This is a genomic window from Flavobacterium sp. GSA192 (assembly GCF_006386525.1).
In the GTDB taxonomy this organism is placed as follows: Bacteria; Bacteroidota; Bacteroidia; order Flavobacteriales; family Flavobacteriaceae; genus Flavobacterium; species Flavobacterium commune.
This window is the reverse complement of sequence record NZ_VAHC01000002.1, coordinates 46,277-71,752: the sequence shown is the minus strand read 5'-3', so window position 1 is coordinate 71,752 and position 25,476 is coordinate 46,277. Positions and strand designations below refer to the sequence as shown.

Genomic DNA, 25,476 nt, shown 5'->3' with positions numbered 1-25,476 from the left:
TCCTTTGTGTTCTTTGCGAAAAAACTTTGCTCTCTTTGCGGTTAAGTAAAATTATAATACGGTTAGAGAAAAAAATTAAGGCGCAGGATCAGGAACAACAGCGTGAACGGCATTGATTTCATTGATAATTTCTTCCGATAAAACCACATCAATCGATCCGATATTTTCTTTTAATTGCGCCAGATTAGTTGCTCCAATAATATTACTGGTAACAAAAGCCTGTTGGTTTACAAAAGCCAAAGCCATTTGAGCTAATGATAAACCATGCTTTTTTGCAATTTCGCTGTATAGTTTAGTAGCCTGAGTACATTCGGCGCTATTGTATCTTGAAAATTGGGGGAACAGTCTGATTCTGGCATTTGGATGATCAAAACCGGTTAAAAATTTCCCGGACAAAACGCCAAAAGCTAATGGTGAATAAGCTAGTAAGCCCAAATTTTCCCGGATACAAATCTCGGCAGAACCTCCTTCAAAAAGACGGTTTAATAAGGAATATGGATTTTGAACGGTTTTGATTTTGGGTAATTTATTATACTTGCTTTCCTCCAGAAAACGCATAATTCCCCATGGCGTTTCATTGGAAAGTCCAATGTGTTTTATTTTTCCTTCTTTGATAAAACCTTCTAAGGTTTCTAGCACCAATCGGATATTATCTTCCCAAATATCATCCTGAATTTTAAAACCACGTTGCCCGAAGAAATTGGTTTTTCGTTCCGGCCAATGCAATTGATAAACATCAATATAATCCGTTTGTAAACGCTGCAAACTTTTGTCTAAGGCATATTTGATACTGGCAGGCGAAAAATCATTTTTCTCGCGCATGTAAGTAAAATTCGGATTCGGTCCCGCAATTTTAGATGCCAATACAATTTCTTTTCTTTTGCCCGATTTCTTAAACCAGCTTCCAAGGATTTTTTCGGTGCTCCCATAGGTTGTTTCTCGTGCCGGTACCGAATACATTTCGGCAGTATCAAAAAAATTAACACCATGTTCTACCGCATAATCCATTTGGGCATGACCATCGGCTTCGGTGTTTTGTTCGCCAAAAGTCATGGTGCCAAGGCATATTTTGCTGACTTTTATATCCGTATTGGGTAAGGTTGTGTATTTCATTTATCTATTCAAAAAGGTTAAAAAACAAAGTTACAAAGGTTCGTAAAAAGTATTTAAATCAAAAAGGTTCAAAGCAGTACTTCGAACCTTTTTTAACTTTTACTTAAAATGCTTAGTTGATTTCGTTCAACATCTCGGCAATTTCGTCTAATCTTGGTGTCAAAATAATTTCAATTCTTCTGTTTTTCGCTTTTCCATCAGCTGTTTCATTAGTAGCCAAAGGCGAAAATTCTCCTCTTCCGGCAGCGGTCAAATTCTTTTTGTCAATTCCTCGGTTTTCACTTAAGATCCCTACGATAGCCGTAGCTCTTTTAGTCGATAAATCCCAGTTATCAGCAATTGGGCCTGAACCGCCATAAGGAACATTATCGGTATGACCTTCAATAAGTACTGAAATCTCCGGATTATCAGCCAGAACTTTTCCTAGTTCTTCTACTGCTTTTTTCCCTTCAGATCCTACTGACCAACTTCCGGAACTAAAAAGTAATTTGTTTTCCATAGAAACATACACTTTTCCGTTTTTTTGTTCTACGGTCAATCCTTTGCCTTCAAATCCGTTTAAGGCTTTTGATAAGGTTTCTTTTAGTTTTCGCATCGTTGCTTCTTTGGCAGCAATCATATCCTCTAACTCTTTCAAACGTTGTGCGCTTTTGCTTAAGCGTTCTTGTTCGATTGTTAAGGCTTTTTGTTTGGCTTCTAATTCAGCTAATAAATCACGGTTTTTCTTCAAATTAGACTGCAACGCATCGTTGCTGTTTTTTTCCAAAGCATTGTATGAATCTTGTAAACGAGCCATTTTTTCATTCAGCGCTTTTTGGTCGGCGGTCAATTTATCACGCTCAGATTTGAGTTTGCTTAATTCGTTATTTAGCGCATCACGATCTAATTCCAGTTGATTTTTGGCTTTTAAAAGATCGGCGTTTTCATCAGCTAAGCTTCTGTTTTCTTTCTTTAAATCGGTGTATTTGTTTTCTAAATCAGTGTATATTTTTTTAGAAACACAAGAGGTCGAAAGTGCTAAAACTAACAAGCCTAAGGAGATTTTTTTTATCATTTTTATTTAATTTTATTGAAACCTAATTGTTTTTTTGTCATTGATATTTCTATTGAAATTGCTATTTATTCTATATCTACAAGAACGGGACAATGGTCAGAATGTTTTGCTTCGGGCAAAATAAGTGCTTTCTTGATTCTGTCTTTCAATGGTTCGCTTACCAGGCAATAATCAATACGCCAACCTTTGTTGTCTTCTCTTGCGGTTTTTACACGCACCGTCCACCAGGAATAATTGCCGGGTTCTTTGTTTAAAAATCGGAAACTGTCAATAAATCCATTTTTCAAAAAAGCATCCAGCCAGGCACGTTCCTCGGGAAGAAAACCAGAGACTTTTGCGTTTCTAACAGGATCGTGAATATCTATGGCTTCGTGACAAATATTATAATCGCCACAAATAATCAAATTCGGAATTTCCTTTTTTAAATCATTGATATAGTTTTGGAAATCATCCATAAACATGAATTTATGATTGAGTCTTTCGATATTAGTTCCCGATGGTAAATACAAACTCATAACCGAAAAATCATCAAAATCCACGCGAACAGTTCTTCCTTCGAAGTCCATGTGCTCAATTCCGGTACCATAAACTACGTTGTTGGGTTTTATTTTTGATAAAATGGCAACACCACTATAGCCTTTTTTAGTGGCCGGAAACCAATAATGATAAGGGTAACCTGCTAATTCAAAGTCTAACAACGGAAGTTGATCCGGGGTAGCTTTAATTTCCTGAAGGCAAACCACATCCGGTTTTGCCTGTTCTAACCAATTAATTAATCCCTTTGAAATTGCTGCCCGAATTCCATTGACATTATAAGATACAATTCTCATTTATTTTCTTTTTTTGATTCCCAAAAATACTAAAAAATAAATCGGCCGGATTATAAAACTTTCTTAAGGTTATAGTCTAATTTAGAAAATGTTTTGTTGTTGTTTTAAAATATTGACTGCATTTATTTTGTCGATTCAGTGTTTTTTTAATGCTGAATTTGCTTTAAAATCAAATTAGGCTCATAGTCGGATAATGGAGTTTTTTTCTATCTTTGTTTTTCTCTCAAAAAAAATAAAAAGTAAATGGGTTTAGTTACGGCCAAAGAAGTTGCAAAAGCAATCAATGTTGAGAAATACGGAGCATTAGGGACTTTATCAGGTTGGCTATTAATGAAAGTACTGAAAATTTCCACTTTAAATAAAGTGTATAACCGCAACAAACATTTAAAAGAAATTGATTTCTTAAATGGAATTGTGGACGACTTGCAGATAAAATTCGAAATTCCCGAAGAAGATTATAAACGTTTACCTAAAGACGGAGCTTATATCACCATTTCTAATCATCCGCTTGGAGGAATTGATGGTATTTTGTTATTGAAATTAATGCTTGAAAGAGAGCCAAATTTTAAGATTATTGCCAATTTTTTATTGCATAGAATTGCTCCTTTAAAGCAATACATCATGCCGGTAAATCCTTTTGAAAATCATAAGGATGCCAAATCCAGTGTGTTAGGAATCAAAGAAACCTTACGTCATTTAAGTGATGGGAAACCACTGGGAATGTTTCCTGCCGGAGAAGTTTCCAGTTATAAAGACGGACAACTTGTTGTGGACAAACCCTGGGAAGAAGGTGCTATCAAAGTAATCAGAAAAGCACAGGTTCCTGTTGTTCCAATTTATTTTCATGCCAAAAACAGTCGTCTTTTTTACATTCTTTCTAAAATCAGCGGGACTTTGCGCACGGCTAAATTGCCTTCGGAATTGTTTAGTCAAAAAAACAGAGTAATTAAAGTCAGAATTGGGAAACCTATTTCGGTTGCTGAACAAAACGAATACGAAAGCATCGAAGCTTATTCGGAATTCCTGAGAAAGAAAACCTATATGCTGGCTAATCCTTTTGAAAAAGAAAGCAAATTGCTTACTCCTTCGAGTCTAAAAATCACCCGAAATCCTAAAGAAATAGCGAATCCTGCCAATGGAGAAAAAATAATTTCGGAGGTAAATGCCTTAAGAGATACCGATTGCCGATTGTTGCAAAGTAAGAATTACGAAGTGTTTTTTGCACAGGCCAACAAAATTCCGAGTATTTTGCATGAAATAGGTCGTTTGCGCGAAATTACCTTTAGAGAAGTAGGAGAAGGAACTAATGAATCGATTGATTTAGACAAGTTTGATCAATACTACCACCATTTGTTTTTGTGGGATGATGAAGCTAAAAAAATTGCAGGTGCTTACAGGATGGGATTGGGTTCAGAAATTTACCCTAAGCATGGAATTGAAGGTTTTTATTTGAATGAACTTTTCCGTTTTGAACCCGAATTATTTGAAACCATGCACCAGTCTATCGAGATGGGACGTGCTTTTATCATCAAAGAATACCAGCAAAAACCAATGCCGCTGTTCTTGCTTTGGAAAGGAATTATACATACAACATTGCGTTTTCCGGAACATAAATACCTTATTGGCGGCGTGAGTATTAGTAATCAATTTTCTGATTTTTCAAAATCGTTGATGATTGAGTTTATGAAATCGAATTATTACGATCCCTATATTGCACAATACATTCATCCGAAAAAAGCGTATAAAGTAAAACTGAAAGACGCCGACAAGGATTTCATCTTCAATGAAACCGAAGCCGATTTGAATAAGTTTGACAAAATTATAGACGAATTAGAACCTGGGATTTTACGTTTGCCTGTGTTGATTAAAAAATACATCAAGCAAAATGCAAAAGTGGTTGCTTTTAATGTTGATCCATTATTTAATAATGCTGTTGATGGCTTAATGTATATCAGAATTGCCGATATTCCTGAAAGTACCATGAAGCCGGTAATGGAAGAGTTTCAGGCTGAACTGGAAAGGAAAATTAACGAAAAAGGGGAGTTGTAAACTCTTTTGATATAGAAAAAGTCGCTTATTATAAAGTTAGTAAGCGACTTTTTTTATGGTCTTGAAACGACAAGTTTATAAATCTGGATTACGCATTGGAACACAGATTAAACGGATTCAAACGGATTTTTTAAGCATAAAATCTGCGATAATCTGCGAGACAAAAAAACAAAAAAAATCTAATGTGGATTCTGGGTAAAAACACAAAACCCATTCGCGGCGACGAATGGGTTTTTCTATATAAAATTAGGCTACTTTTTGGATCAAATCATACATAGGACAACGTTTGCAACGTTTGTTTTCTGATTTTTTGAATTTTTCGCAACAGGAAGATTTACAGTTTTCCACTTTTTTGATGACATTAAGAGCTTCTTTTTTCTTTTTGTCTTTCTTCTTGCTTTTCTTCTCTTTCTCTTTGTCCTTTTTGCTCACCTTTGCTTTTGCTTTAAAACTGAGGCAAATATAAAAAGAAAATATTGTTTTTATGTATTCTAAATAAAATTTAACGTTTTTATTTTGGATTTATAGCAACAGAGCTTGTTACGGTTAGTTGCTGAATATCACGATCAAACAAGTACAATCCTCCTTTGTCGTCACCAATTAGGTTGATTTTATCCAAAATAGTTTTAGCTGTAGCCTCTTCTTCGATTTGTTCAGAAACATACCATTGTAAGAAGTTGTGAGTAGCATAATCTTTTTCGGAAAAAGTGATATGAACCAATTCGTTAATAGAATCAGAAACGAAAATTTCGTGTTGGTATAATGCTTCAAACATTTCTTTGAAAGTAGTATAAGTCGTTTTAGGAGCTTTCAAATCGGTGATTTGTGCGTGTCCGCCACGTTCGTTTACATATTTAATTAATTTAAGCATGTGAGCGCGTTCTTCGTCGGATTGAGCATACATAAATTGTGCAATTCCTTCGAGTCCGTTTGCTTCTGCCCAACAAGCCATTGATAAATAAGTTTGAGAAGATTCGGCTTCAATGCGGATTTGCTTGTTTAATGCAGTTTCTATATTTTTTGATAACATGATCGAGAGTTTTTTGTTAAACGTGGAGTAAAGTTACTAAAAATCGTATAAAAACCATTGGTATAAGCTTATTTGATTTTTATACAACAATAGTTTTAATCTATTTAACTCAATTCCTTTTTTTTACCAATTGAATCCGTCAGTAAATTTACGCATTATAAATTGTTTTGACTCAACATCATAATAACCCAGGATATAATAATCATTATATTTTGATATATTCTTTATTGTTATTTTTTTATTCATATCTAAAAAATAGTACAACTTATCAATCCCTATCGGCGGCTGTTCCTGATTTATAAATTCAAAATTATGATCTAATATACGTGGAAAGTAAACGGATTTAAAGTGTTCTATTGTTGAAAACTCTGCATTAAAATACGGGTCATCTTCTTCATATCTATTCACTATATAAGTTTGATTTCGAAATGAAGCCCCTTGTTTTTTAATTACTGGAACTCCTCCAAAAGTAACCAACGTATTTTCTTTATTTTTAAACACGGACAAACCTATATCTAAAGTCTGTAAATGTTGCAAAAATCTTTTAGGACTTCTTATTTCACCAGGTTTTCTTGAGTCTATTTGAATGAATAAAGGAACATCTTTAGATCTTTTATCATCTTCACTTAAAACTCTAATGGTTTTTAAAGTTTGATCCGAATTAAAATCTTTTATATCCAGTAAAAGTTCTGATTTACTTGTATTAATTTGATAAAGCTTACCATCCTGATAAAAAGAATTACTCATCTTTTTTGGATCTTGAAGAACCGTTTGAGGAAAGTTTTTCTCTATTAGTTCTTGATTTTCTAAATCAATATCAAATGCCTGAGTTAGTTTTGGATTATAATTGAATGTTAGAACAATGTGATTTTTCTGAATATAAAGCTTACTTACTTTAACAGCTTTGTCCAAAGGATTATAATCATGAACATCTATTTTTTCAATAGGATAATTTTTTATTAGATTATTAAATCTTAGCATTTTGCCATTTTTATGCTGAAAAGTTAAAGAAGAAAAATCAAATCCTTTCTTTGCTACTTTAGTATCCTGAAAAGTATAAACGATTAATCCTTGCATAATTCTGTGTTTCGCCAGAATATGAAATGAATTATTCATCTGAAATACTGTTACAGCAACCTCATTAGCCGGAAATTTAAAATCGGAAATTGTATGTGTTTTATTTTCTAAGTTGCATTTTAAAATTGAAATGAAAACTAATGGCGATACATTCTCAATTATATTAGACGAGAAATAAATAGTCGGATTTCCATCCTGGCCAAAACTGCATCCTATTATTGATTTATCTGCTAAATTTTGTAGAGGAAACACATACTCACTTTTTAAGAATAATGCTCGATTATATTTTAAAATTGTAATCTTCTCAATATCCTTTATAAAAACGAATACATCATGTGTTTTTTCATTTTCAATATTTAGAATTTGATTGTTTTCTTCCGAATTTTTAAAATCAGATGTTGCAGAGAGTGCTAATTCATTAAGTGTTCTTAATTTCTCAATATTTGGTTTCTTATTGTTTTTTTTTGATTTTTTAAAATCTATAGGATGAGAAGTCAATAGTGTTTGACTTAACAATATTGATGAATAAAATAAAAACAAAAACTGGAATAATTTTTTCATACGCTATTTTTAATGTGTTTTTACGTACAATAACTATTCCGTTTTTTTAGTTTATCTCATTATTTTAATTTTTTCAAAATTTCGGTAATTTTTTCAAAAGCACTAAAGTTTTCATGTTTCACTTCGTGATCAATTTTTTCATGTGCCCAGGTGGTGTGAAAAGGAACATGAGCTGCGTGTCCGCCTATGGCTAAAACCGGTAAAACATCTGATTTTAAGGAATTACCTATCATGAAGAATTCTGAGGGTTTAATTTCCAAACGTTTAATCAGATCCAGATAATCCTGTTCCTGTTTGTCTGACATTACTTCGATATGATGGAAATATTTTCCCAATCCTGAATTGTGTAATTTACGTCTCTGATCCAGCAAATCGCCTTTGGTAGCTACGACCAGTTTGTATTTTCCATGTAAGGCAGCCAGGGTTTCTTCAACACCGTCTAAGAGCACAATAGGTTTTTCCAATAGTTCTTTGCCATACTGTATAATTTTTTCGATAACTTCAACCGAAATGGTGTTGTTTGAAATAGTCATTGCGGCCTCAATCATAGAAAGGATGTATGCTTTAATGCCATAACCGTAGATTTTTAAATTAGCAATTTCTATTCTGAAAAGCTCTTGCGCAAGACCTTGTTGGGACAGATAATCACTCATTAATTCACAAAATTTTTCTTCTGTTTCTGAAAAATAGGTTTCGTTGACAAACAAGGTATCATCGGCATCGAAGGCAATTACTTTGAAAGACATAATCATTTAATTTTTATTGCAAATTCGGGATTTATTTTCTTTTAAAGAAATCATTTCTTTAAAAAACAAAAGAGGCCAAATGAGCCTCTTTTAGTGTATGTTTAAAAAAACAAATTAACTTTTTTCGTAAGGGAAATTGCGTCCCACTTTTCGCATCATGTGTTCCATCATAGCTTGAGGATTGCTCATTACATCTTCATCCATTTGCTTGTAAAAACGCCATAATAAATCTCCGTCTTTGGCATTATAAAGATTCATAGTCAAATCAGAAGTGGCTACTTTTCCTGTTCCAAAACCAATTAGTAAGCTTTTTACAATTGCACCACCTTCGCTACCTGTTTTTTGATAAGCATAAGAACATTTAATTACAGCGTCAACACCAAGTATTTTTGCTAATGCATCTGGAGTCAATTCGTCAAGTTTATCAAAACTCCCATTTTGTTTCAATAGAATATTAGTTCTTTCAGGATCCTGAACTGAAACTGAATAATCTGATGATTTTCTTAATAAATAAGTGTATAGTCCTGATTGTAAGCTAAGCGCTGATTTTTTTTCCTCTTCGGCATTGGTTTCCGGATTAAAATTCTTTGGAAGCCTTTTGTATGAGATGGTTGATTTAAATGGTAATACAGCTACCGTTTTGTGTGTTGAAATGGCTTCTTTTAATTTTGGAGATTCAAAAATCTGCTTACTTGATTGCGCCTGAATTATTGTAGTTACAATCAGGCAAATAAATAGAGTAATTTTTTTCATGTTTTGGTTTATTAAGATAATTAATACGTCGCAAAAGTATTATTTTTCTTAAATCAAAAAATTATTTTGATGATTTATTTCAAAAAAAAAGTGACTATAAAGAAAGATGTGTTTATCTGGATTTTTTAAAACCGATTGGTTTAGTATAAAATGTGATTCGAATTCCTAAAAGTAGAAAAACGGCACCGATAATCCTGAGCCAGCTCATTTTTTCGTCTAAAAATAACCAGGCGAGCAAGGTAGCCAGAACGGCTTGACCTAACAAACTAAGTGATACTCTTGTGGCCTGTAAATGTTGAGTGGAGTAACTGATTAATAACCAGGCGGTCAGTTGGCAAACGGCTCCCTGAATAAACAAAACCAACCAGGCGGTGTTTGAAAAACCACTAAAACTTTCGGCAGTAATTCCGCAAACCAAGGCTAAAAACAGACTCGAAGAAACCAGAACAATACTCATAAAAGAAAGTATGTCAACCTGGGATAAGATGTTCTTGCTGATTAGGATATAAGTAGCATAAAGCATTCCAGACAAAAGAGCGAGTACAAAGGCCAAGTCAAAATTGAGTTGGGCAAAAGTTTCAAAGCCTACTAAAGTTATCATTCCCATAAGGGCGATTGCGGTTCCAATCCAAAAGTTAGCCGAGGGTTTGTTTTTTAAAACCAGAAACGAACCCAGTCCCACCCAAACAGGAGATAGGTTAGCCAGTAAAGTAGCCTGGGTTGCACTCGATTTTTGAATGGCGATATTCCAAATGGCGATATCAGTTGCAAATACAATTCCGCAGACTACAGCAAGTAATGTTGTTCTCGTAGGTGGTAATTTGAATTTTTTGCTAAGAATAACGTAAGGAAGTAACAACACCGCCGCAATAAACATGCGGTAAAAAGCAGAAATCAATCCTGTTGTCAATTGCAGTCGAACCAAAATAGGAAAGATGGAAATACAAAGTATTCCAAGTGCTAAAGCCAGTTTGGGTTTTGCATTGTTCATGTTTCCTTTTGTTTATAAAAACCAATTGCCACGTGGAAGTGTGGCAATTGAGTGTAATTTATGATTGTATTTCTTTTAATTTATCGTCTCTCCGTTCCCAACACCTTCAGTATCCGGATTTACGAAAACCAATTTTCCTTCGGCATTATTGGTCATCAAAATCATTCCCTGACTTTCTACACCGCGAAGCGCTCTTGGAGCCAAATTTACTAAAACAGTCACGCGTTTTCCGATGATATCTTCTGGTTTAAAGCTTTCTGCAATCCCTGAAACAATTGTGCGAACATCAATTCCGGTGTCAACTTTTAAAATTAAAAGTTTGTTGGCCTTTGGCATTTTTTCAGCTTCTAAAATGGTTCCCACGCGTAAATCCATTTTGGCGAAATCCTCAAACTGAATCAAATCTTTTTGTGGTTCGGCTTTTTTGTTTTCAGCAATATTGGCCGTTTTAGTAGCTTCCAGTTTGTCTATTTGTTTCTGAATTTCTTCGTCTTCAATTTTAGAAAATAATAATTCCGCTTCACCAATTTGGTGACCGGCAGGCATTAAATCAGAAGTTTCAGTAATGGTACTCCAGTCTAATTTATCTTCGATTTTTAAGATACGAGTTAATTTAGTAGCAGTAAACGGAAGGAAAGGTTCGCAAAGTGAACTTAAAGCAGCAGCAATTTGCAAAGCCACATACATTTGGGTTTGTACGCGCTCCGGATTGTCTTTAATCACTTTCCAAGGTTCTTCGTCAGCCAGATATTTATTTCCTAAACGGGCCGCATTCATCATTTCGCCTAAAGCTTCTCTGAATCTGTATCTTTCCAATGAACTTGAAATCACCGCCGGATAGGCTTGTAATTCGGCTAAAGTTTGTTCGTCTACTTCCGAAAGTTCGTTTGGAGTGGGAACAATTCCGTTGTAATATTTATTAGTTAACACCACCACGCGATTGATAAAATTTCCAAAAATCGCTACTAATTCATTATTATTTCTTGCCTGAAAATCTTTCCAGGTAAAGTCATTATCCTTAGTTTCTGGCGCATTCGAAGTCAAAGCATAACGCAAAACATCCTGTTGATTTGGGAATTCTTCTAAATATTCGTGCAACCAAACCGCCCAGTTTTTAGAAGTTGACAATTTATTTCCTTCTAAATTCAGGAACTCATTTGCAGGAACATTGTCAGGCAAAATATAACTTCCTTCGGCTTTTAACATCGCCGGGAAAATCACACAATGGAAAACAATATTGTCTTTTCCTATAAAGTGAACTAACTTGGTTTTTTCATCTTTCCAATATGGCGTCCAATCCTTTCCTTCTCTCGCAGCCCATTCTTTAGTTGACGAAATGTAACCAATAGGCGCATCAAACCAAACGTATAATTTTTTCCCTTCGGCTCCTTCCACAGGAACATCAATTCCCCAATCCAAATCACGGGTTACCGCACGAGGCTCTAATCCGCCGTCAATCCAGGATTTTACCTGTCCGTAAACATTCGGTTTCCAGTCGTTTTTATGTCCTTCAAGAATCCATTCTCTTAAAAATGCATCGTATCTGTCCAATGGCAAAAACCAGTGTTTTGTCGATTTCAAAATAGGAGTTTCTCCCGTAATAGTCGATTTTGGATTAATCAAATCAGTAGCATTCAAAGTCGAACCACATTTTTCGCATTGGTCGCCATAAGCCTCTTCGTTGCCGCATTTTGGGCAAGTTCCAATAACAAAACGGTCTGCCAAAAATTGATCTGCTTTGGCATCATATAATTGTTCGGTTACTTCTTCAATAAAATCACCTTTTTCATATAATTTTTTAAAGAACTCCGAAGCTGTTTCGTGGTGAATCTTAGCCGAAGTTCGGGAATAATTATCAAATGCAATTCCAAAATCAGAGAACGATTTACGGATAATTCCATCATACTTGTCGATAACTTCCTGAGGCGTAATGCCCTCTTTTTTGGCTTTCATCGAAATGGCAACTCCGTGTTCGTCGCTTCCGCAAACAAACAAAACATCTCTTCCCTGCAAACGCAAATAACGCGAATAAATGTCCGCAGGAACATAAACCCCCGCCAAATGCCCAATATGAATTGGTCCGTTAGTATAAGGCAAAGCCGCCGTAATGGTATATCTTTCTGGATTCTGTAGCATAATTCAATTTTATAGAGCGCAAAAATAAGGAATAGAATTTTATTTGGAGCTATTTCCCGCTATCCGTTGCAAATATATTCACTGAACTCCGCTGTAAATAAAAGCTAGGTGAAGTAATCTTTTGTGCCGAACACCGGCACAAAAGGATTTTCACTGCTATCGGGGCTAGGGATTTGGTGTTTTGATACCGATTTTTTAATAATTTAATGTTTGTTGTTTCTAGCCAACGGATTAAAATCCGTTGCTACAATATGAATCGTTCCTATGGAACTTTTACATGCCTAATAAGAGCCGTAGGCTCGGTAAATCTTGTAGGGATGGATTTTAATCCATCTACATTTGACGAAATATTAATAGAGTGCCGTTGGCACGGACAATGTTCCAAATAGTATTCTGCTAAATCCGTCTATAAGTATTTAGATTTTAAATTAAAGCTGTTTCGTAGAATCGCTGCTTTTATATTTTTCGATAATATCTTTTATTACTTCAGAGCTTAGTTTATATCCAGTCAATAGTGGATAGCCTTCCCAGCGGACAATACCATTGGGATCTATCAAAATGCAATGCGGAATTCCTTTTACTTCTAAGGAATTATACATGCTTCTTTGTGTGTCAATGGCGCTGTAATATTCAATTTGAGGAGATGTCAATGCGGCTACTTTTTCTTTTGGTTCGTCGCTGATACCAATAACTACCAAATCATTTTCAAACTCCGTTTTAAAACGGTTCAATTCAGGAATGGCTATTTTGCAAGGGCCGCACCAGGTAGCCCAAAAATCAATCAGTACAAATTTTCCTTTTGTCTTAGGTTTTTCTGAAAGCCATTTTTCTACTACTAGTTTTGGTGCTTTTTGATTGATAACAGATTTTGCCCAGATTTTTTTCTCTTGCGAAAAAGTATTTAGGGCTAATAATAAGCATAGGGATAATAGTATTTTTTTCATCTTTGGTTGTGTTGATTTATAGTTTGGTTTTTCAAATACACTGTTTTTTTCTTACAAAAATATTACTGTCTTTCATTTGTTATTTGTAATATATTGTCAGTTAGCTTTGTTTATCTTTGCAAACAGATTTAAAGAAAATAAATCATGGCAAAAGGACCTGAAAAAAACACCAAAAACAAGGCTTTGCATACCAAATTATTGAATCGGAAAAAGGCGAAACTTCAAGAAGAAAAGAAAGAAAGAGCCTTGCGTTTGAAAGCTTTGGTTGCCAAAATGAATCAGCAAAAATGAGCATTCCCTTTTAGAGAATTCTAAACTAGCTTTTCCTTTTTTTTACTGCATACTAAAAAAAATAATTCTAAATGTTATTTTGTTAAAAGTTTTTCTTACTTTTAATTTGTCGAAAGTGCTATTTAACTTTGTTAAGTTATTTAATACCACCACTTTCTTTTTTTACTTATTTCCAAAAAAAACAATCCAATACTATAGCTGAATATTCCTTTTTGGGATGTTTTTGTTATGCTCAGCAGTCGCATTTTCAAGTTGTGTTACCTAAGCAATTTTCTTTTTAGACAAAGTTCATTGCCGATAATTCTATTGAGTTTATGAGGTGTTTTTTGGTTTTACTTTTCTGTATTGGGTCGGTCAATATATTATTGGCACAAAATCAGGTTCGAATTTCTGCCAAGGTTTTAGATGCTAAAACACTAAAACCTCTGGTTGCTGCGGTGGTTTCTATTCAGAATACCAATTTTACACAGCTCACTAATAGCGAGGGAATAGTTGTTTTCGAATCCATTCCATCGGCCGATTATTTATTGCTTTTTCACAGTCAGGGTTATAAAGATGCTTTGTATCCTGTTTCTATTCAAAATACTTTAGCATTAGATTTAGGAACCATTTTGTTAGAATTAGATCAGGTTGCTGACCAACAGGCAGCCGTCATCCAACTTTTTGAAGACGATTTAACCGATGACAACAGCAGTTCCGAAAACACTTCAGGATTATTGCAATCTTCCAGAGATGCTTTTCAACAGGCAGCTGCCTTTAACTGGGGACAGGCCCGTTTTAGAATTCGTGGTTTGGATAGTGAAAATGCCACTACAATGATTAACGGCGTTACAATGAACAAACTTTATGATGGCAGACCCAATTGGAATAATTGGGGCGGACTCAATGATGCCACGCGAAATCAGGAATTTTCCATTGGAACTGCTCCGTCTGATTATACTTTTGGAGGGATTTTGGGAACGCAGCAAATCAATACTCGGGCTTCTATTTATCGAAAAGGAAACCGAATTACATTATCAGGAACCAATACCAATTACAATGGCCGAATCATGGCAACTCATGCTTCGGGAATGAGTAATTCGGGTTGGGCTTACGTTATTTCGGCAGGAAAACGTTATGCTCAGGAAGGACATTTTGAAGGTACTAATTATGATGCGAATTCTCTTTTTCTTAGTATCGAAAAAAGATTGAACGACCAACATTCGATAAATATAACTGGATTTTATACGCCAAACGAACGCGGGAAAAATTCGCCCAACACTGCCGAAGTGACTAATTTAACCAACGAAACTTACAATTCGTATTGGGGATATCAAAATGGGAAAAAAAGAAATGCCCGGGTAAGAACGGTTGATGAACCCATTGTGATGTTGAATCATTATTTTAAGATAAATGATCATACGAATTTGAATTCGGCGGTGTTGTATCAGTTTGGAAAAATAGGCAACAGCAATATTGATTATCAAAATGCCAATAGTCCTGATCCTACTTATTTTAGAAAAATGCCGAGTTATTATACCTCTTTATATGCCGCAGATAATGGAGAATTCTCAGGCGAATTTACTCCGGATTATGCGAATGCTGAGAAAAGTAGGTTGGCATTTTTGGCCAATTCTCAGATTGATTGGGAGGCGATGTATCGGGCGAATCGAAATCCTGTGATTGATGAACATTCGAATATTATTGGTTACGAAGCCGCTCAAAGTCATTATGTTTTATATGAAGACCGAGCAGATGATAAAACGATAGCGTTTAATTCTAACTTTAATTCGCAGGTTTCTGAAAATTTGATTATGAACGCGGGAATTTCATATCGGGATTTGAAATCGCATAATTATCAAAAATTACTGGATTTATTAGGCGGTGCTTTTTTTGAAGATATTGATGGATTTTACAGCGGCAGTCAAGCCCAATCGGATTTAAATAATCCAAATCGCCAAGTTAAGGTTGGAGATACTTATGGTTATAATTATAAACTTTCGGCCGCTGTTTTAGAAGCTTTCACTCAGTTTAAATTTTCGTATAATACTATTGATTTCTATTTGGCACAATCTTTTTCCAGAACTAACTATCAACGCGAGGGTTTGTATAAAAATGGAATTTATCCGACGATTTCCTTTGGCAAAAGCCAAAAACTGAACTTTGAGAATTTTGGTTTTAAAGGCGGAATGCTATTTAAAATTTCAGGAAAACAATCCTTGAATTTGAATGCTGCCCATTTGACCAAAGCACCTAATTTAAGAAGTAGTTTTTCGAATGCCCGATTGAATAATACCGTAGTTGATGGTTTAGAAAGTGAAATACTCAATAGTGTTGATGCGACTTATGTTTTTCGAACTCCAAAACTAAAAACAAGATTGACAGCCTATTATTCGACCATTAAAGATGCTACTAAAATTAGCTTTTTTTATGCCGAAGGAATATTTGATAACGAAGCAGGTTATAGCAATACCAATGCTTTTGTGAGTCAGACGCTGACGGGGTTAGACCGGAAAAACCTTGGAGCCGAATTGAGTTTTGAATACCAAATAAATCCAACTCTCAAAACGAGTTTTTCAATGGCTTATGGGCAATTTATTTATGATAGTAATCCGAATGTGGGCATCAATAATGATGCGGTGGCCACGGTAGAAAATACAAATCCGTCTTTTGATTTTGGTACGGCACTTTTAAAAAATTATAAACAAGCGGGAATGCCGCAACAGGCGTATAGTTTGGGTTTGGAATATCGCGATCCAAAATATTGGTGGATAGGGACGAATGTTAATTATCTGGCGGAGAATTATATTGATGTTTCGCCTATTTCCAGAACCAATCGGTTTTATACCAACCCTGCGAGTGGATTTCCTTTCCCGGAAGCTACTGAAGAAAGAGCAGCCGAGTTATTAAAACAGGAAAAATTTGACCCTGTGAGTTTGCTCAATTTAATTGGTGGAAAGTCCTGGCGTATTAAAGGAAAATTTCTGGGACTTTTTGTGAGTATCAATAATGTGCTGGATAGCCAATACAAAACCGGCGGATACGAGCAAGCGCGGAATGCTAATTTCAGGCAACTCAATCAGGATGTTTCCAGTGGCACACCTTCTTTTGGAAACAAATATTTCTATGGATACGGCAGGACATATTTTGTGAATCTCAATTTTAGTTTCTAATTTAAAATTTTGGTTATTATGAAAAATTATACTTTTCAGTTTTTATTGATGATGCTAGTTCTGGGAGCTTGTGCAAATGACGCAACAGAGATTCCGAAACTCATTTGTAATCAACCCGATATTCCCGTAAACAAAACAGTAGCTAATATTAAAGAAACTGCTGCCGAAATTGTTGCTCAATATCCTTATGACGATGTGATCGAAGCCTATGTGGTTTCGAGTGATGAAAAGGGTAATTTTTTTAAAAGCATTTCGTTGCAAACTTTGGCTACAGCCACAACTCCTGCAGTGGGATTTAGTGTTCCTGTAGATGCAACTAATTTGTATGTTGATTATCGTTTAGGAAATAAAGTATATGTCAAATTAAAAGATCAATATACCGATTTGTATTATGGTGGTTTGCGCATTGGTAGTTTGTATGTGAATGCTTTTAACCAAGGCGGAGTAGGGCGGCTTTCGCAAAACGATTATAAAAAGGTCTTGCATGCTTCCTGTACCAATGTCAAAGAAGAGCAATTGGTGCGTTCAGTTGATTTAGGCGAAATTAACGATAGCCATTTGAACACACTCATTGAATTATCGGATGTACAGTTTACAGAGCCAGCCATTGGACGTCATTATTATGAAGAAACAAATGATGTGGGCGGTGCGACTAACTGGAATTTGGTAGACAAAAATGGAAATCAAATGATTTTTAGAACCAGTAGTTATGCTGATTTTTCGAAAAATATTGTCCCTGCCGGTAGCGGAAAAGTAAGAGGTGTTTTGACTAAATATGCTAACGATTATCAGTTAATTGCCAGAAAAGAATCAGATGTTACTATGACAGGAAAACGCCAAATTCCCTTTTTTATTGAAGATTTTCAAACGGTTTCCGATGGTACTAATTTAAGTTTACCTGGCTGGGGTAATATTAGAGAAACTGGAGCTATTTTTTGGAAAGGAGGTATTACATCGACTAATGGTTATGCCGAATTTGCTATAACGGGAACTAAGGTAGCTTCAAATATTGTTTGGTTGATTTCGCCAAAAATTGATATGGATACGCATACTAATGAAAAACTTTCGTTTAGAACAGCCCAGCATCATTTAGATGTAGATTCGCCATTAAACACATTGGAAGTTTATATTTCGAAAAATTTTGATGGAGTGAACATTAATACCGCAACCTGGACCAAACTTGCAGCAAAAATTCCCACTCAGGCTACGCCCTGGTATGAGTTTATTGGCTCAGGTGCTATTGATTTATCAGCTTATACCGGAAAAATTAATATTGCTTTTAAGTACATTGGCTCTGGAACTAATTTAGCTTTAGATGGTGCTTTTCAGGTAGATGATGTACAGATTTATGGAGATTAGTTATTGATAAAAACGGCTCGTAATGAAAAATCACGAGCCGTTTTGAAAAATAATTTGTAGCAAAATATACTTAGACTTTATTCATAAGTATAATTTAACACTGATGAGGAATACGAACCGTGTTTATCAATTGTATTAATTTTTATTTGATAAGTAGAGTTCAATTTAACAGCAAAATCAGCTAGTGATGTTTGAGTTTGATTTGTTAAAGAAACTTTTGAAACATTATCTTCTTTGATAGAGATATCATATTTTAATTCGTTAGTATTAGAATCTTCATCTTTACCTATCCAAGAAAGACTAGCCATACTTGTGCTGCTGTTTATATTGAAATTAATAACAGCTGCATAGGGAACATAATTACCAATAGGTTTTCCTGGTGTGGTAAAAGAGTGAGTTGTACTTAGATTTTCTCCATCTGTATTTTTAGCAGTAATTGTCCAGGAATAGGTTTTTCCTTTATCAAGAATTGCTTTGTGAGTAGTGGTTGAAAGCGTTTGGTTAACCACTAGATTTCCAGCCTGAGTAATTTTTAAAATATAGCTATCTGCATGAGAAGCTGCTCCCCAGCTGAAATTAATTTCGGCTTTAGTATCATCATTAGCAATTACTCCAAAAGCGGAACAAGTTTCGCCATTAACAGGCAATGCTAAAATTGATTTTTCAGGTAATTTTACTTCTGGTTCAGCAGGAGAATCGCCTCCGCTTCCACAAGAAGCGATTAATCCTAATCCTACAAAAAGGAATATTGTTTTGATATTTATAATTCTCATTTTAAAATTACTTTAAATGTTTCTATTACTGCTCCTTGTGTAACTTTTACAAGATACATACCTGGTGCAAACCCTTTTAAACTAATGCTTTTTGTGTTTTGAGCATTTTCTTCAATTAATAAATTACCGGTAATATTGTAAATCTGGATTAGACCATTTGTAATACCTTCAAAATTTACTATATCGGCAGTTGGGTTTGGATGTATTCGTACAGATAGGCTGGCAGAAAAAATATCCTGTACCGTTCCCTGACATTCGCTATTTGATGTTATAGTTACTGTATTAGTTTCTTTTAGCAAATTAGAATCAATATCAATTTTAGAAGTTTCACTAGAAGCTGTAGTGTAGGTTTTGGCAACTCCGTTAACTGTTACTTCATATTCACTACTGCCAGAAACCGTATAACTAATAGTTTTGTCAGTTTCAATTCTTTTAGCTGTAATAGCGCTAATTTCGTTAACTAATATTCCAAAACTTTGCTCGAATGCTATAGATGGAATGGTAACTGTAACTAAATAATTGCCTGCGGTAAGATCTGATTTTACCCAATTAGTGCTTGTTGACATGTTAGTATTAACCGATTGGTCAACTCCATTACCTTTAATCGAAATAGTATAAGCATAGTTGTCCATGTTAGTAGCAACGCTAATTTCACCGTTGCCCTTGCCTGGACAACTTGGTGTTTTCACAAATGCTTTAATTATTGGAGTAGTATGACTGAATCTAATTTTAGTTGCAGCAGTATTAATTTGCGGCGAAATATTTCCGGCTAAGTCAGTAATGTCAATCGTAAAAGGAATGTTTCCTGCAACATCTGTAGTTAGCATTGTATAAGTTGCTCTAAAAGAAGTAGAGGAAATAGCAGTAACGCTTACATTATGACCTGCAATGGTTACCAATGGTGTTTTTACAATTTCAGAAGAAGTGAAATTTAATGTTACAATATCTCCATCTTTTGCAATACTGTTATTTGTATTGTTTGAGGTGAATGTAAGTGTTGGTACTGTAGATGGAGTTCGGTCAAAAGTAACCGTTTTTGCATCAGTAACTGTATTGACTGTTATTCCGGAATTTCCTGCAGTGTCTTTAAACTGGATTTCAAATGGAATAATTCCTTCAGTGTCTGCATTTGTTAACTGATAACTAACACTGTAATTGTTATTACCAAGATGGTCGGCAGCAACTACATATCCAGCAATACTTACTCCTGGATTAGTGATACTTTCAGAAGCAGTAAAGTTTAGAGTAACGATGTCTCCTGTTTTTGCTAAAGTAGTAGCAGCATTATTTGAAACAATAGATACTGAAGATAAAGTAGGTACAGTACGATCAAAAGTAATTGTTTTTGCATCTGTAGTTGCTGTAATTGGACCCACTAAGTCCCCGAACGAATCTTTAAACTGAATAGCAAATGCAACAATACCTTGAGTGTCTGTATTAGTCAGTTGATAAGTAGCACTATAGTTGTTACCTCCAGTGTTGTTTGCGGTTACTACATGACTAGCAATTGTTACAGTAACATTGTTAATACTCTCAGATGCTGTAAAGTTTAAAGTAACGATGTCTCCGGTTTTAGCCAAAGTGGCATTAGCATTATTTGATACAATAGTTACTAAATTTAGATTTGCAGAAGTTTTGTGATATGTAATTCCAGTAGTTGCAGTTGTTACTTGGGAACCTGCATTTCCTGAAAGGTCAATTGGATTAATCGTAAAAGGAATTATTCCTTCTGTATCCGACATTAGCATAGTGTAAGTTGCAGTATAATTATTAGCCGTTACATTTGTAACATTTACACTGTGTCCTGCTATAGTTACTGTTGGAGTCTCAATGGTTTCAGATGCTGTGAAATTTAAGGTAACAATATTTCCTGATTTTGCAACAGCAGTGTTAGTATTGTTAGATGTAAAAGTTACATTGGATAATGTAGGTAGTGTACGGTCGAAAGTAACTGTTTTAGCATCAGTTGTAGTAATAACAGGAACAGCCGTATTTCCTACTAAGTCTTTAAACTGAATGCTAAAAGGAATTACTCCTTCAATATCATTATTTGTTAATTGGTAACTAGCGTTATATTTATTATTGCCTAGATCAGTTGCTGTTACTGTATGTCCAGCAATTGTAACATCTAAATTAGTTATGCTTTCAGAGGCAGTGAAGTTTAAAGTAATTGTATTTCCTGTTTTTGCGAAAGCTGATTTGGTATTATTAGATACGATAGTTGCACTAGTAAGTGTTGGATTAGTATGATCAAAAGTGAAGATATCACCAATTGTAAATCCGCCTGTTATTGCAGCGCTTGATTCATCAGTAATTCCAGTCCCACTAGTATTTAAATCTAATCGTAAAGTTCCGTCTCCACTAATATTATTTACAGTTATATCATAAGAAGCAGCGTTTACAGCAGTTATTGACATAATTGTTCCAGTTGCAGTTCCAGTTGCAGTAAGAGTAAAATCATTGATGTCAACTCCATTAACGTTTGCAGAAAAAGTAACATTATAGATGACACTATTTGCGTTTGTAGATGCTGTGGTAGGAGTTTTTCTTGTTATCGCTGTAACTCCTAATTTTGTAGATCCAACTACTGCAATTTTTGCTGTAGGAATATTGTTGACATCCATATCGTAGCCAATATAGTAACTCGTATATGGTGGTTGATTGTAACCTGAATTTTGCCATGCAATTGCGGTACGATATTGTGGATCATGCATTAAGGTTGGAATACGATAATTACTAGCTAAATCAGTTGTGAAGATTACAAGTGCAGTATTGTCAGATTTACGTAAAATTATTTCTTCTCTCCAGTCACCTAATATATCAGCTTGTAGAGCAGGATTACTCTTTGTACTATTGTTTGTTGATATAGGTGCAGCTTGATAAATAGTATACAAACGTCCTGCGCTTTTAGTAGTAGGATTCCATTTGTCTATATAACCCCTATCAAACAATTCGCGCCCTAAATCGCCGTCCCACCAAATTCCAGTATTAAAAGATGGTACATTAGTGCTGATACTATTTCCTTTTGAATCATATACATTTCCTCCTGAAGAACCCCACATTTCATAACCTTTGTAGTTAGGGTCTAAATCGGCAGCCATAGCACGACCTACGTCTCCAGTTGTGGCTACTCCCCAATTTGTTTGTCCGGTTTTAGCATCGTATTGTCTCAGTCCCATTCCGTCATAAGATCCTGGAGATTCTAAACAAATCCAAATTTCTTGTCCTGGACGGTCTAAATCCATATCGGTCATGTGTAAGGCATCCCCATGACCTAATCCATAAGTCCAAAGTGGTTTTCCATCATCATTAATGGCACTAGATCCATTGATTATTTCATCTTTTCCATCTCCATCCACATCTCCTATAGTCATTTGGTGGTTTCCTTGACTAGAATACGCATTATATTCAGGGTGATTCGGGTCTTTGCTATCAAAAACCCAACGTAGCGTTAATTGTCCATTTCTCCAGTCATAGGCTGCACGCATTTGTTTGTCATAAATTCCACGTGCGACAACTAAACTTGGTCTGGCACCATCAAGATAAGCAACTGCATTTAAAAATCGATCTTGTCGGTTTCCATAATCGTCTCCCCAATCAGAAGTATTTCCCCTAGAAAGTGCAAAGGCTACCGTTGACATAGCTTTTCCTGTTAATCCGTTAAAAACAGTGAGGAATTCGGGACCTTGTTGTACCCATCCATAAGCGTTACGATAATCAACTGAAGCATTACCAATAACATTTCCTTGACCGTCTATGGTTCCATCAGCAGTTCTCATAATCATTTCGGCTTTACCATCACCATCAAAATCATATACCATAAAGGGGTTGTAATGTGAACCTGAATTTATATTAATACCTAAATCGATACGCCATAATCGGGTACCATCAAGTTTGTAACAATCAAAAATCTGTTTTCCACTATATCCTCCTGAGTTAGTATTTGAAAGAGAAGGTTCCCATTTCAAAATGATTTCATATTCTCCATCTCCATCAACGTCACCTACTGAAGCATCATTAGCACTATAGCTATAAGTACGACCATCAGGTACGGTTCCATCAGGAGGTATTTGAATAGGAACTTCTAATTGGTTTTTTGCCCAAACTTTTACAGGAGTTGTTTCTGTTTCTTCTGTTCCGTTTATTATAGGTTTAATGCTATAATAATTATTATTGGCTGTAGTGACATCGGTATAATTAGTCGAGTTAGTTATTGGAGAAGGGTTGATTTTAACTCCATTTCGATATACATTAAAGGCAATATTCGAAGGATCGTCTCCTAGTAATCTCCAGCTTAAATATATAGAGTTAGTGCTTTTTTGAATTGCTATAAGTCCTCTGTTTAAAAATTCAACTTGTTTAGCAGTCGAAACTACTGCATCAGGTATTTGTAAACTGTTTAGTCTAACTGTGTTTCCATAAGAAGCAGCGCCGCCATTAATTGCATAAGCTCTGGTGTAGTAAAGAGCTCCAGGTATAAGCCCAGTAAGGTTAACAGAAAAATTACCCATACCTCCAGCGACATCTGCAACTTTAGTATCAGCCGTTGTTGGATTTCGATTAGAAATACTATAAACAATACCTCTTTCGGTGATGGCTTGACCTCCGTCTGAAGTAATATTACCTCCTGCTACTGCTGTGGTAGTAGTTATGTTGGTTATTTTGTTTGTAGTAAGTTCTGCAGGCGGTGGCGGTGGAGTGTACATCCTAACAACCGGAGTATTTACACTAGGAGTACTCGAATTTGCTTTGGTGTAAACTACATAAGGATAAGGCGCGTTACCAATAGCAATTGATGGCCAGCCTGTTGGTTCATCAATACCTCTGGTTACAGCGGGATCTTTTAATTCTGTCCATGTAGTACTTTCGGCTGCTAGAAAACGTACTCTAGTAGAACTTGTCCAAGTACTAGCAAATGCATCAATAAAAGAACAATAAAGATTGCCTGAATTATCATTGATTAAACTTAAATTTGGAGAATCGCGAGTACCAAGTGATGATGCAGTTCCCCATGTATTTGTTAATTTATTATATAAAATTGCTGTTGCTCTATTGGAATTACCTGTGTGAAAATAAGCAATACAAAGTGTATTATTGTCTTTAATTGCAATATTACTACCCCTCATTCCTGTTATAGCAGGTAAATTTGCTGGAGCATTCCAAATACTTCCATTGTAACTATATAAGGCTATTTCTCCACTATTAGAATTTGTAGCACTTAATTTACAATATGTTAACCAAGGTTTGTCATTAGAATCGATAACTAAACTAACAGCAGCAGCATACCCTGTCGCTACAGCTCCGGTGCCTACAGTTTCCCATGCCGTTTCATTGAATTTTTTAACATAAGGAATCATACCTGCTTCACTAAAGGCAATATAAGGAGCATTAAATGAGTCGAAGGCTAAAGAAAAACGATGATAGGAACTATACTGACTTACAGCACTCATACCATTTGCATTGCCTGTAGAAACATAAAGTGTATTAGGATCTTCAGGATTTAATGGATCCCAGGTTCCATTAGCAGCATCATACTTTTTTACCGCTAATTTAGATCCTGCTGAAAGATCGATATAAGCAACATACAAATCTCCAATTGAATTGGCATAAATACGAGTGTAAGAAGCATTCGTACCAAGGTTTGCGCCGACCTGCTCCCAGCTTCCGTCGGCTAAACGTCTTTTTACCTTTGGTACTCCGCTTTCAGTGAATGCAACATAAGGGACAAAATTGTTTCCGTCTTTTACCACAGCAATGCTGGTGTGAGCAGAAACAACTGAAGAGATCGCTTGTTCATTGCCTAATATATTCCATTGCTGTGCAAAGGAAGAAATAGAAACGAACAAAAAACACATCGACATGCAAAATCTAAGGTACAGTCGACGATAAGAAAAAGTAGTTTTTCTATTCATAAATAATTTGGTTAATGGTTAATAGTCAGTGGTAAATATAATTAGCTGTTAATCAATTAGTATCCTGTGGTGTCTTGTGGTGTCCTGAAAATCATACAGGTAAGTTTCATTGTTAATACTACTGAATTGAGAATTCTGTACTAAGAAAGCGTAATTATTATAAGGAAAAGTCGAATTTTACTATATTTGACCTATCTAAATAAAATTTACTATGAAACATTTATTATCAGCATTACTAATTATGACTCTTTTTATTTCTTGTAAAAAAGAAACTAGTGAAAGTAGTAGTGTAGCTCCGAGTGAGATTCCTTACATTACTAAAAATGAAAAAGAAATTGAAGATTATGTTGCTAAAAAAGGATTAAAAGGAACTAAAAGCGAATCAGGATTGTATTATGTAATTGATAATCCAGGAACAGGTAAGCAAGCTACTCCGGCATCCAATGTAACTGTGGCTTACAAAGGGTACTTTATGGATGGAAATGTATTTGATGAAAGTGACGAAAAAGGTATTTCTTTTGGTTTAAACCAAGTTGTAAAAGGCTGGACAGAAGGTATTTCATACTTAAAAGAAGGTGGAAGTGCTATTTTGGTTATTCCTGCTAAGTTAGGTTATGGCGGAAGCGATAATGGTAAAATTCCTGGAGGTTCTGTTTTGGTTTTTGAAGTAAAATTAATTTCAGTAAACTAAATTATTCGTTTTAC

Annotated in this window: 19 protein-coding genes; 6 read left to right on the top strand and 13 right to left on the bottom strand. The window is 35.1% G+C overall.

The genetic code is table 11. The features are described from left to right. Positions 1-75 precede the first annotated feature (75 nt). From FDM27_RS04410 to FDM27_RS04400, 3 genes are all read right to left on the bottom strand, one after another. Positions 76-1,113, bottom strand: coding sequence for an aldo/keto reductase (locus FDM27_RS04410; RefSeq protein WP_140485349.1), 1,038 nt, complete (start codon positions 1,111-1,113; stop codon positions 76-78). A 112-nt stretch (positions 1,114-1,225) separates the two neighbouring features. After that, the gene (locus FDM27_RS04405; protein WP_140485348.1) at positions 1,226-2,167 is read right to left on the bottom strand and encodes an OmpA family protein; all 942 of its coding nucleotides are present in this window, start codon (positions 2,165-2,167) and stop codon (positions 1,226-1,228) included. 65 nt (positions 2,168-2,232) lie between these two features. Beyond that, a complete protein-coding gene (locus tag FDM27_RS04400) occupies positions 2,233-2,997 on the bottom strand; it encodes an exodeoxyribonuclease III (protein WP_140485347.1) in 765 nt (254 codons plus the stop codon). A gap of 243 nt (positions 2,998-3,240) precedes the next feature. On the opposite strand from FDM27_RS04400, the gene FDM27_RS04395 reads away from it, so the two are divergent. After that, positions 3,241-5,046, top strand: coding sequence for a GNAT family N-acyltransferase (locus FDM27_RS04395; RefSeq protein ID WP_071184288.1), 1,806 nt, complete (start codon positions 3,241-3,243; stop codon positions 5,044-5,046). A 246-nt stretch (positions 5,047-5,292) separates the two neighbouring features. Here the strand turns inward: FDM27_RS04395 and FDM27_RS04390 are convergent, their stop codons facing one another. The 7 genes from FDM27_RS04390 to metG all read right to left on the bottom strand — a co-directional run bounded on the left by FDM27_RS04390 (position 5,293) and on the right by metG (position 12,340). Then, positions 5,293-5,478: a hypothetical protein gene (locus FDM27_RS04390; protein ID WP_071184287.1), complete on the bottom strand. Its 186-nt coding sequence runs from the start codon at positions 5,476-5,478 to the stop codon at positions 5,293-5,295. A gap of 79 nt (positions 5,479-5,557) precedes the next feature. Then, positions 5,558-6,076 carry a ferritin gene (locus tag FDM27_RS04385; protein ID WP_071184286.1) on the bottom strand — a complete coding sequence of 173 codons (519 nt, stop codon included), beginning with the start codon at positions 6,074-6,076 and terminating at the stop codon, positions 5,558-5,560. A gap of 123 nt (positions 6,077-6,199) precedes the next feature. Beyond that, positions 6,200-7,714 carry a hypothetical protein gene (locus FDM27_RS04380; protein ID WP_140485346.1) on the bottom strand — a complete coding sequence of 505 codons (1,515 nt, stop codon included), beginning with the start codon at positions 7,712-7,714 and terminating at the stop codon, positions 6,200-6,202. Between the two features lie 59 nt (positions 7,715-7,773). Then, positions 7,774-8,466 (bottom strand): HAD family hydrolase, encoded by a 693-nt coding sequence (locus FDM27_RS04375; RefSeq protein ID WP_219846403.1) that lies wholly within the window; start codon positions 8,464-8,466, stop codon positions 7,774-7,776. 108 nt (positions 8,467-8,574) lie between these two features. Beyond that, on the bottom strand, positions 8,575-9,213 hold the full coding sequence (locus tag FDM27_RS04370) for a hypothetical protein (RefSeq protein ID WP_071184283.1): 639 nt from the start codon (positions 9,211-9,213) through the stop codon (positions 8,575-8,577). 112 nt (positions 9,214-9,325) lie between these two features. Further along, the gene (locus FDM27_RS04365) at positions 9,326-10,204 is read right to left on the bottom strand and encodes a DMT family transporter (RefSeq protein ID WP_140485344.1); all 879 of its coding nucleotides are present in this window, start codon (positions 10,202-10,204) and stop codon (positions 9,326-9,328) included. Positions 10,205-10,279: 75 nt separating this feature from the next. Continuing rightward, complete coding sequence (gene metG / locus FDM27_RS04360; protein WP_140485343.1) at positions 10,280-12,340, bottom strand: methionine--tRNA ligase; 2,061 nt, start codon at positions 12,338-12,340, stop codon at positions 10,280-10,282. A 251-nt stretch (positions 12,341-12,591) separates the two neighbouring features. Here metG and FDM27_RS16015 point away from each other — a divergent pair, with 251 nt between their 5' ends. Continuing rightward, the gene (locus tag FDM27_RS16015; RefSeq protein WP_181161631.1) at positions 12,592-12,729 is read left to right on the top strand and encodes a hypothetical protein; all 138 of its coding nucleotides are present in this window, start codon (positions 12,592-12,594) and stop codon (positions 12,727-12,729) included. 39 nt (positions 12,730-12,768) lie between these two features. Here the strand turns inward: FDM27_RS16015 and FDM27_RS04355 are convergent, their stop codons facing one another. Continuing rightward, positions 12,769-13,284, bottom strand: coding sequence for a TlpA family protein disulfide reductase (locus FDM27_RS04355; RefSeq protein ID WP_140485342.1), 516 nt, complete (start codon positions 13,282-13,284; stop codon positions 12,769-12,771). A gap of 144 nt (positions 13,285-13,428) precedes the next feature. On the opposite strand from FDM27_RS04355, the gene FDM27_RS16010 reads away from it, so the two are divergent. From FDM27_RS16010 to FDM27_RS04345, 3 genes are all read left to right on the top strand, one after another. Beyond that, complete coding sequence (locus tag FDM27_RS16010; protein ID WP_181161630.1) at positions 13,429-13,575, top strand: hypothetical protein; 147 nt, start codon at positions 13,429-13,431, stop codon at positions 13,573-13,575. A gap of 365 nt (positions 13,576-13,940) precedes the next feature. Beyond that, complete coding sequence (locus tag FDM27_RS04350; RefSeq protein ID WP_317133609.1) at positions 13,941-16,727, top strand: TonB-dependent receptor; 2,787 nt, start codon at positions 13,941-13,943, stop codon at positions 16,725-16,727. A gap of 18 nt (positions 16,728-16,745) precedes the next feature. After that, entirely contained in the window at positions 16,746-18,086 is a 1,341-nt protein-coding gene (locus FDM27_RS04345; protein WP_140485340.1) for a DUF5689 domain-containing protein, read from the top strand. 77 nt (positions 18,087-18,163) lie between these two features. Here FDM27_RS04345 and FDM27_RS04340 read toward each other — a convergent pair whose 3' ends face one another. Together FDM27_RS04340 and FDM27_RS04335 are read right to left on the bottom strand one after the other, a co-directional pair. Further along, positions 18,164-18,859: a hypothetical protein gene (locus tag FDM27_RS04340; RefSeq protein ID WP_140485339.1), complete on the bottom strand. Its 696-nt coding sequence runs from the start codon at positions 18,857-18,859 to the stop codon at positions 18,164-18,166. Further along, positions 18,856-24,714: a T9SS type A sorting domain-containing protein gene (locus FDM27_RS04335; RefSeq protein ID WP_181161629.1), complete on the bottom strand. Its 5,859-nt coding sequence runs from the start codon at positions 24,712-24,714 to the stop codon at positions 18,856-18,858. Before FDM27_RS04335 ends, FDM27_RS04340 begins: the two co-directional genes overlap by 4 nt. Positions 24,715-24,982: 268 nt before the next feature. On the opposite strand from FDM27_RS04335, the gene FDM27_RS04330 reads away from it, so the two are divergent. Next, complete coding sequence (locus FDM27_RS04330; RefSeq protein WP_140485337.1) at positions 24,983-25,462, top strand: FKBP-type peptidyl-prolyl cis-trans isomerase; 480 nt, start codon at positions 24,983-24,985, stop codon at positions 25,460-25,462. Positions 25,463-25,476 lie beyond the last annotated feature (14 nt).

What these genes read in the sequence shown, in the direction of transcription:
- FDM27_RS04410 (WP_140485349.1), bottom strand. Translation starts at nt 1,113, where the DNA reads ATGAAATACACAACCTTACCCAATACGGATATAAAAGTCAGCAAAATA.
- FDM27_RS04405 (WP_140485348.1), bottom strand. Translation starts at nt 2,167, where the DNA reads ATGATAAAAAAAATCTCCTTAGGCTTGTTAGTTTTAGCACTTTCGACC.
- FDM27_RS04400 (WP_140485347.1), bottom strand. Translation starts at nt 2,997, where the DNA reads ATGAGAATTGTATCTTATAATGTCAATGGAATTCGGGCAGCAATTTCA.
- FDM27_RS04395 (WP_071184288.1), top strand. Translation starts at nt 3,241, where the DNA reads ATGGGTTTAGTTACGGCCAAAGAAGTTGCAAAAGCAATCAATGTTGAG.
- FDM27_RS04385 (WP_071184286.1), bottom strand. Translation starts at nt 6,076, where the DNA reads ATGTTATCAAAAAATATAGAAACTGCATTAAACAAGCAAATCCGCATT.
- FDM27_RS04380 (WP_140485346.1), bottom strand. Translation starts at nt 7,714, where the DNA reads ATGAAAAAATTATTCCAGTTTTTGTTTTTATTTTATTCATCAATATTG.
- FDM27_RS04375 (WP_219846403.1), bottom strand. Translation starts at nt 8,466, where the DNA reads ATGATTATGTCTTTCAAAGTAATTGCCTTCGATGCCGATGATACCTTG.
- FDM27_RS04370 (WP_071184283.1), bottom strand. Translation starts at nt 9,213, where the DNA reads ATGAAAAAAATTACTCTATTTATTTGCCTGATTGTAACTACAATAATT.
- FDM27_RS04365 (WP_140485344.1), bottom strand. Translation starts at nt 10,204, where the DNA reads ATGAACAATGCAAAACCCAAACTGGCTTTAGCACTTGGAATACTTTGT.
- metG (WP_140485343.1), bottom strand. Translation starts at nt 12,340, where the DNA reads ATGCTACAGAATCCAGAAAGATATACCATTACGGCGGCTTTGCCTTAT.
- FDM27_RS16015 (WP_181161631.1), top strand. Translation starts at nt 12,592, where the DNA reads ATGAATCGTTCCTATGGAACTTTTACATGCCTAATAAGAGCCGTAGGC.
- FDM27_RS04355 (WP_140485342.1), bottom strand. Translation starts at nt 13,284, where the DNA reads ATGAAAAAAATACTATTATCCCTATGCTTATTATTAGCCCTAAATACT.
- FDM27_RS16010 (WP_181161630.1), top strand. Translation starts at nt 13,429, where the DNA reads ATGGCAAAAGGACCTGAAAAAAACACCAAAAACAAGGCTTTGCATACC.
- FDM27_RS04345 (WP_140485340.1), top strand. Translation starts at nt 16,746, where the DNA reads ATGAAAAATTATACTTTTCAGTTTTTATTGATGATGCTAGTTCTGGGA.
- FDM27_RS04340 (WP_140485339.1), bottom strand. Translation starts at nt 18,859, where the DNA reads ATGAGAATTATAAATATCAAAACAATATTCCTTTTTGTAGGATTAGGA.
- FDM27_RS04335 (WP_181161629.1), bottom strand. Translation starts at nt 24,714, where the DNA reads ATGTGTTTTTTGTTCGTTTCTATTTCTTCCTTTGCACAGCAATGGAAT.
- FDM27_RS04330 (WP_140485337.1), top strand. Translation starts at nt 24,983, where the DNA reads ATGAAACATTTATTATCAGCATTACTAATTATGACTCTTTTTATTTCT.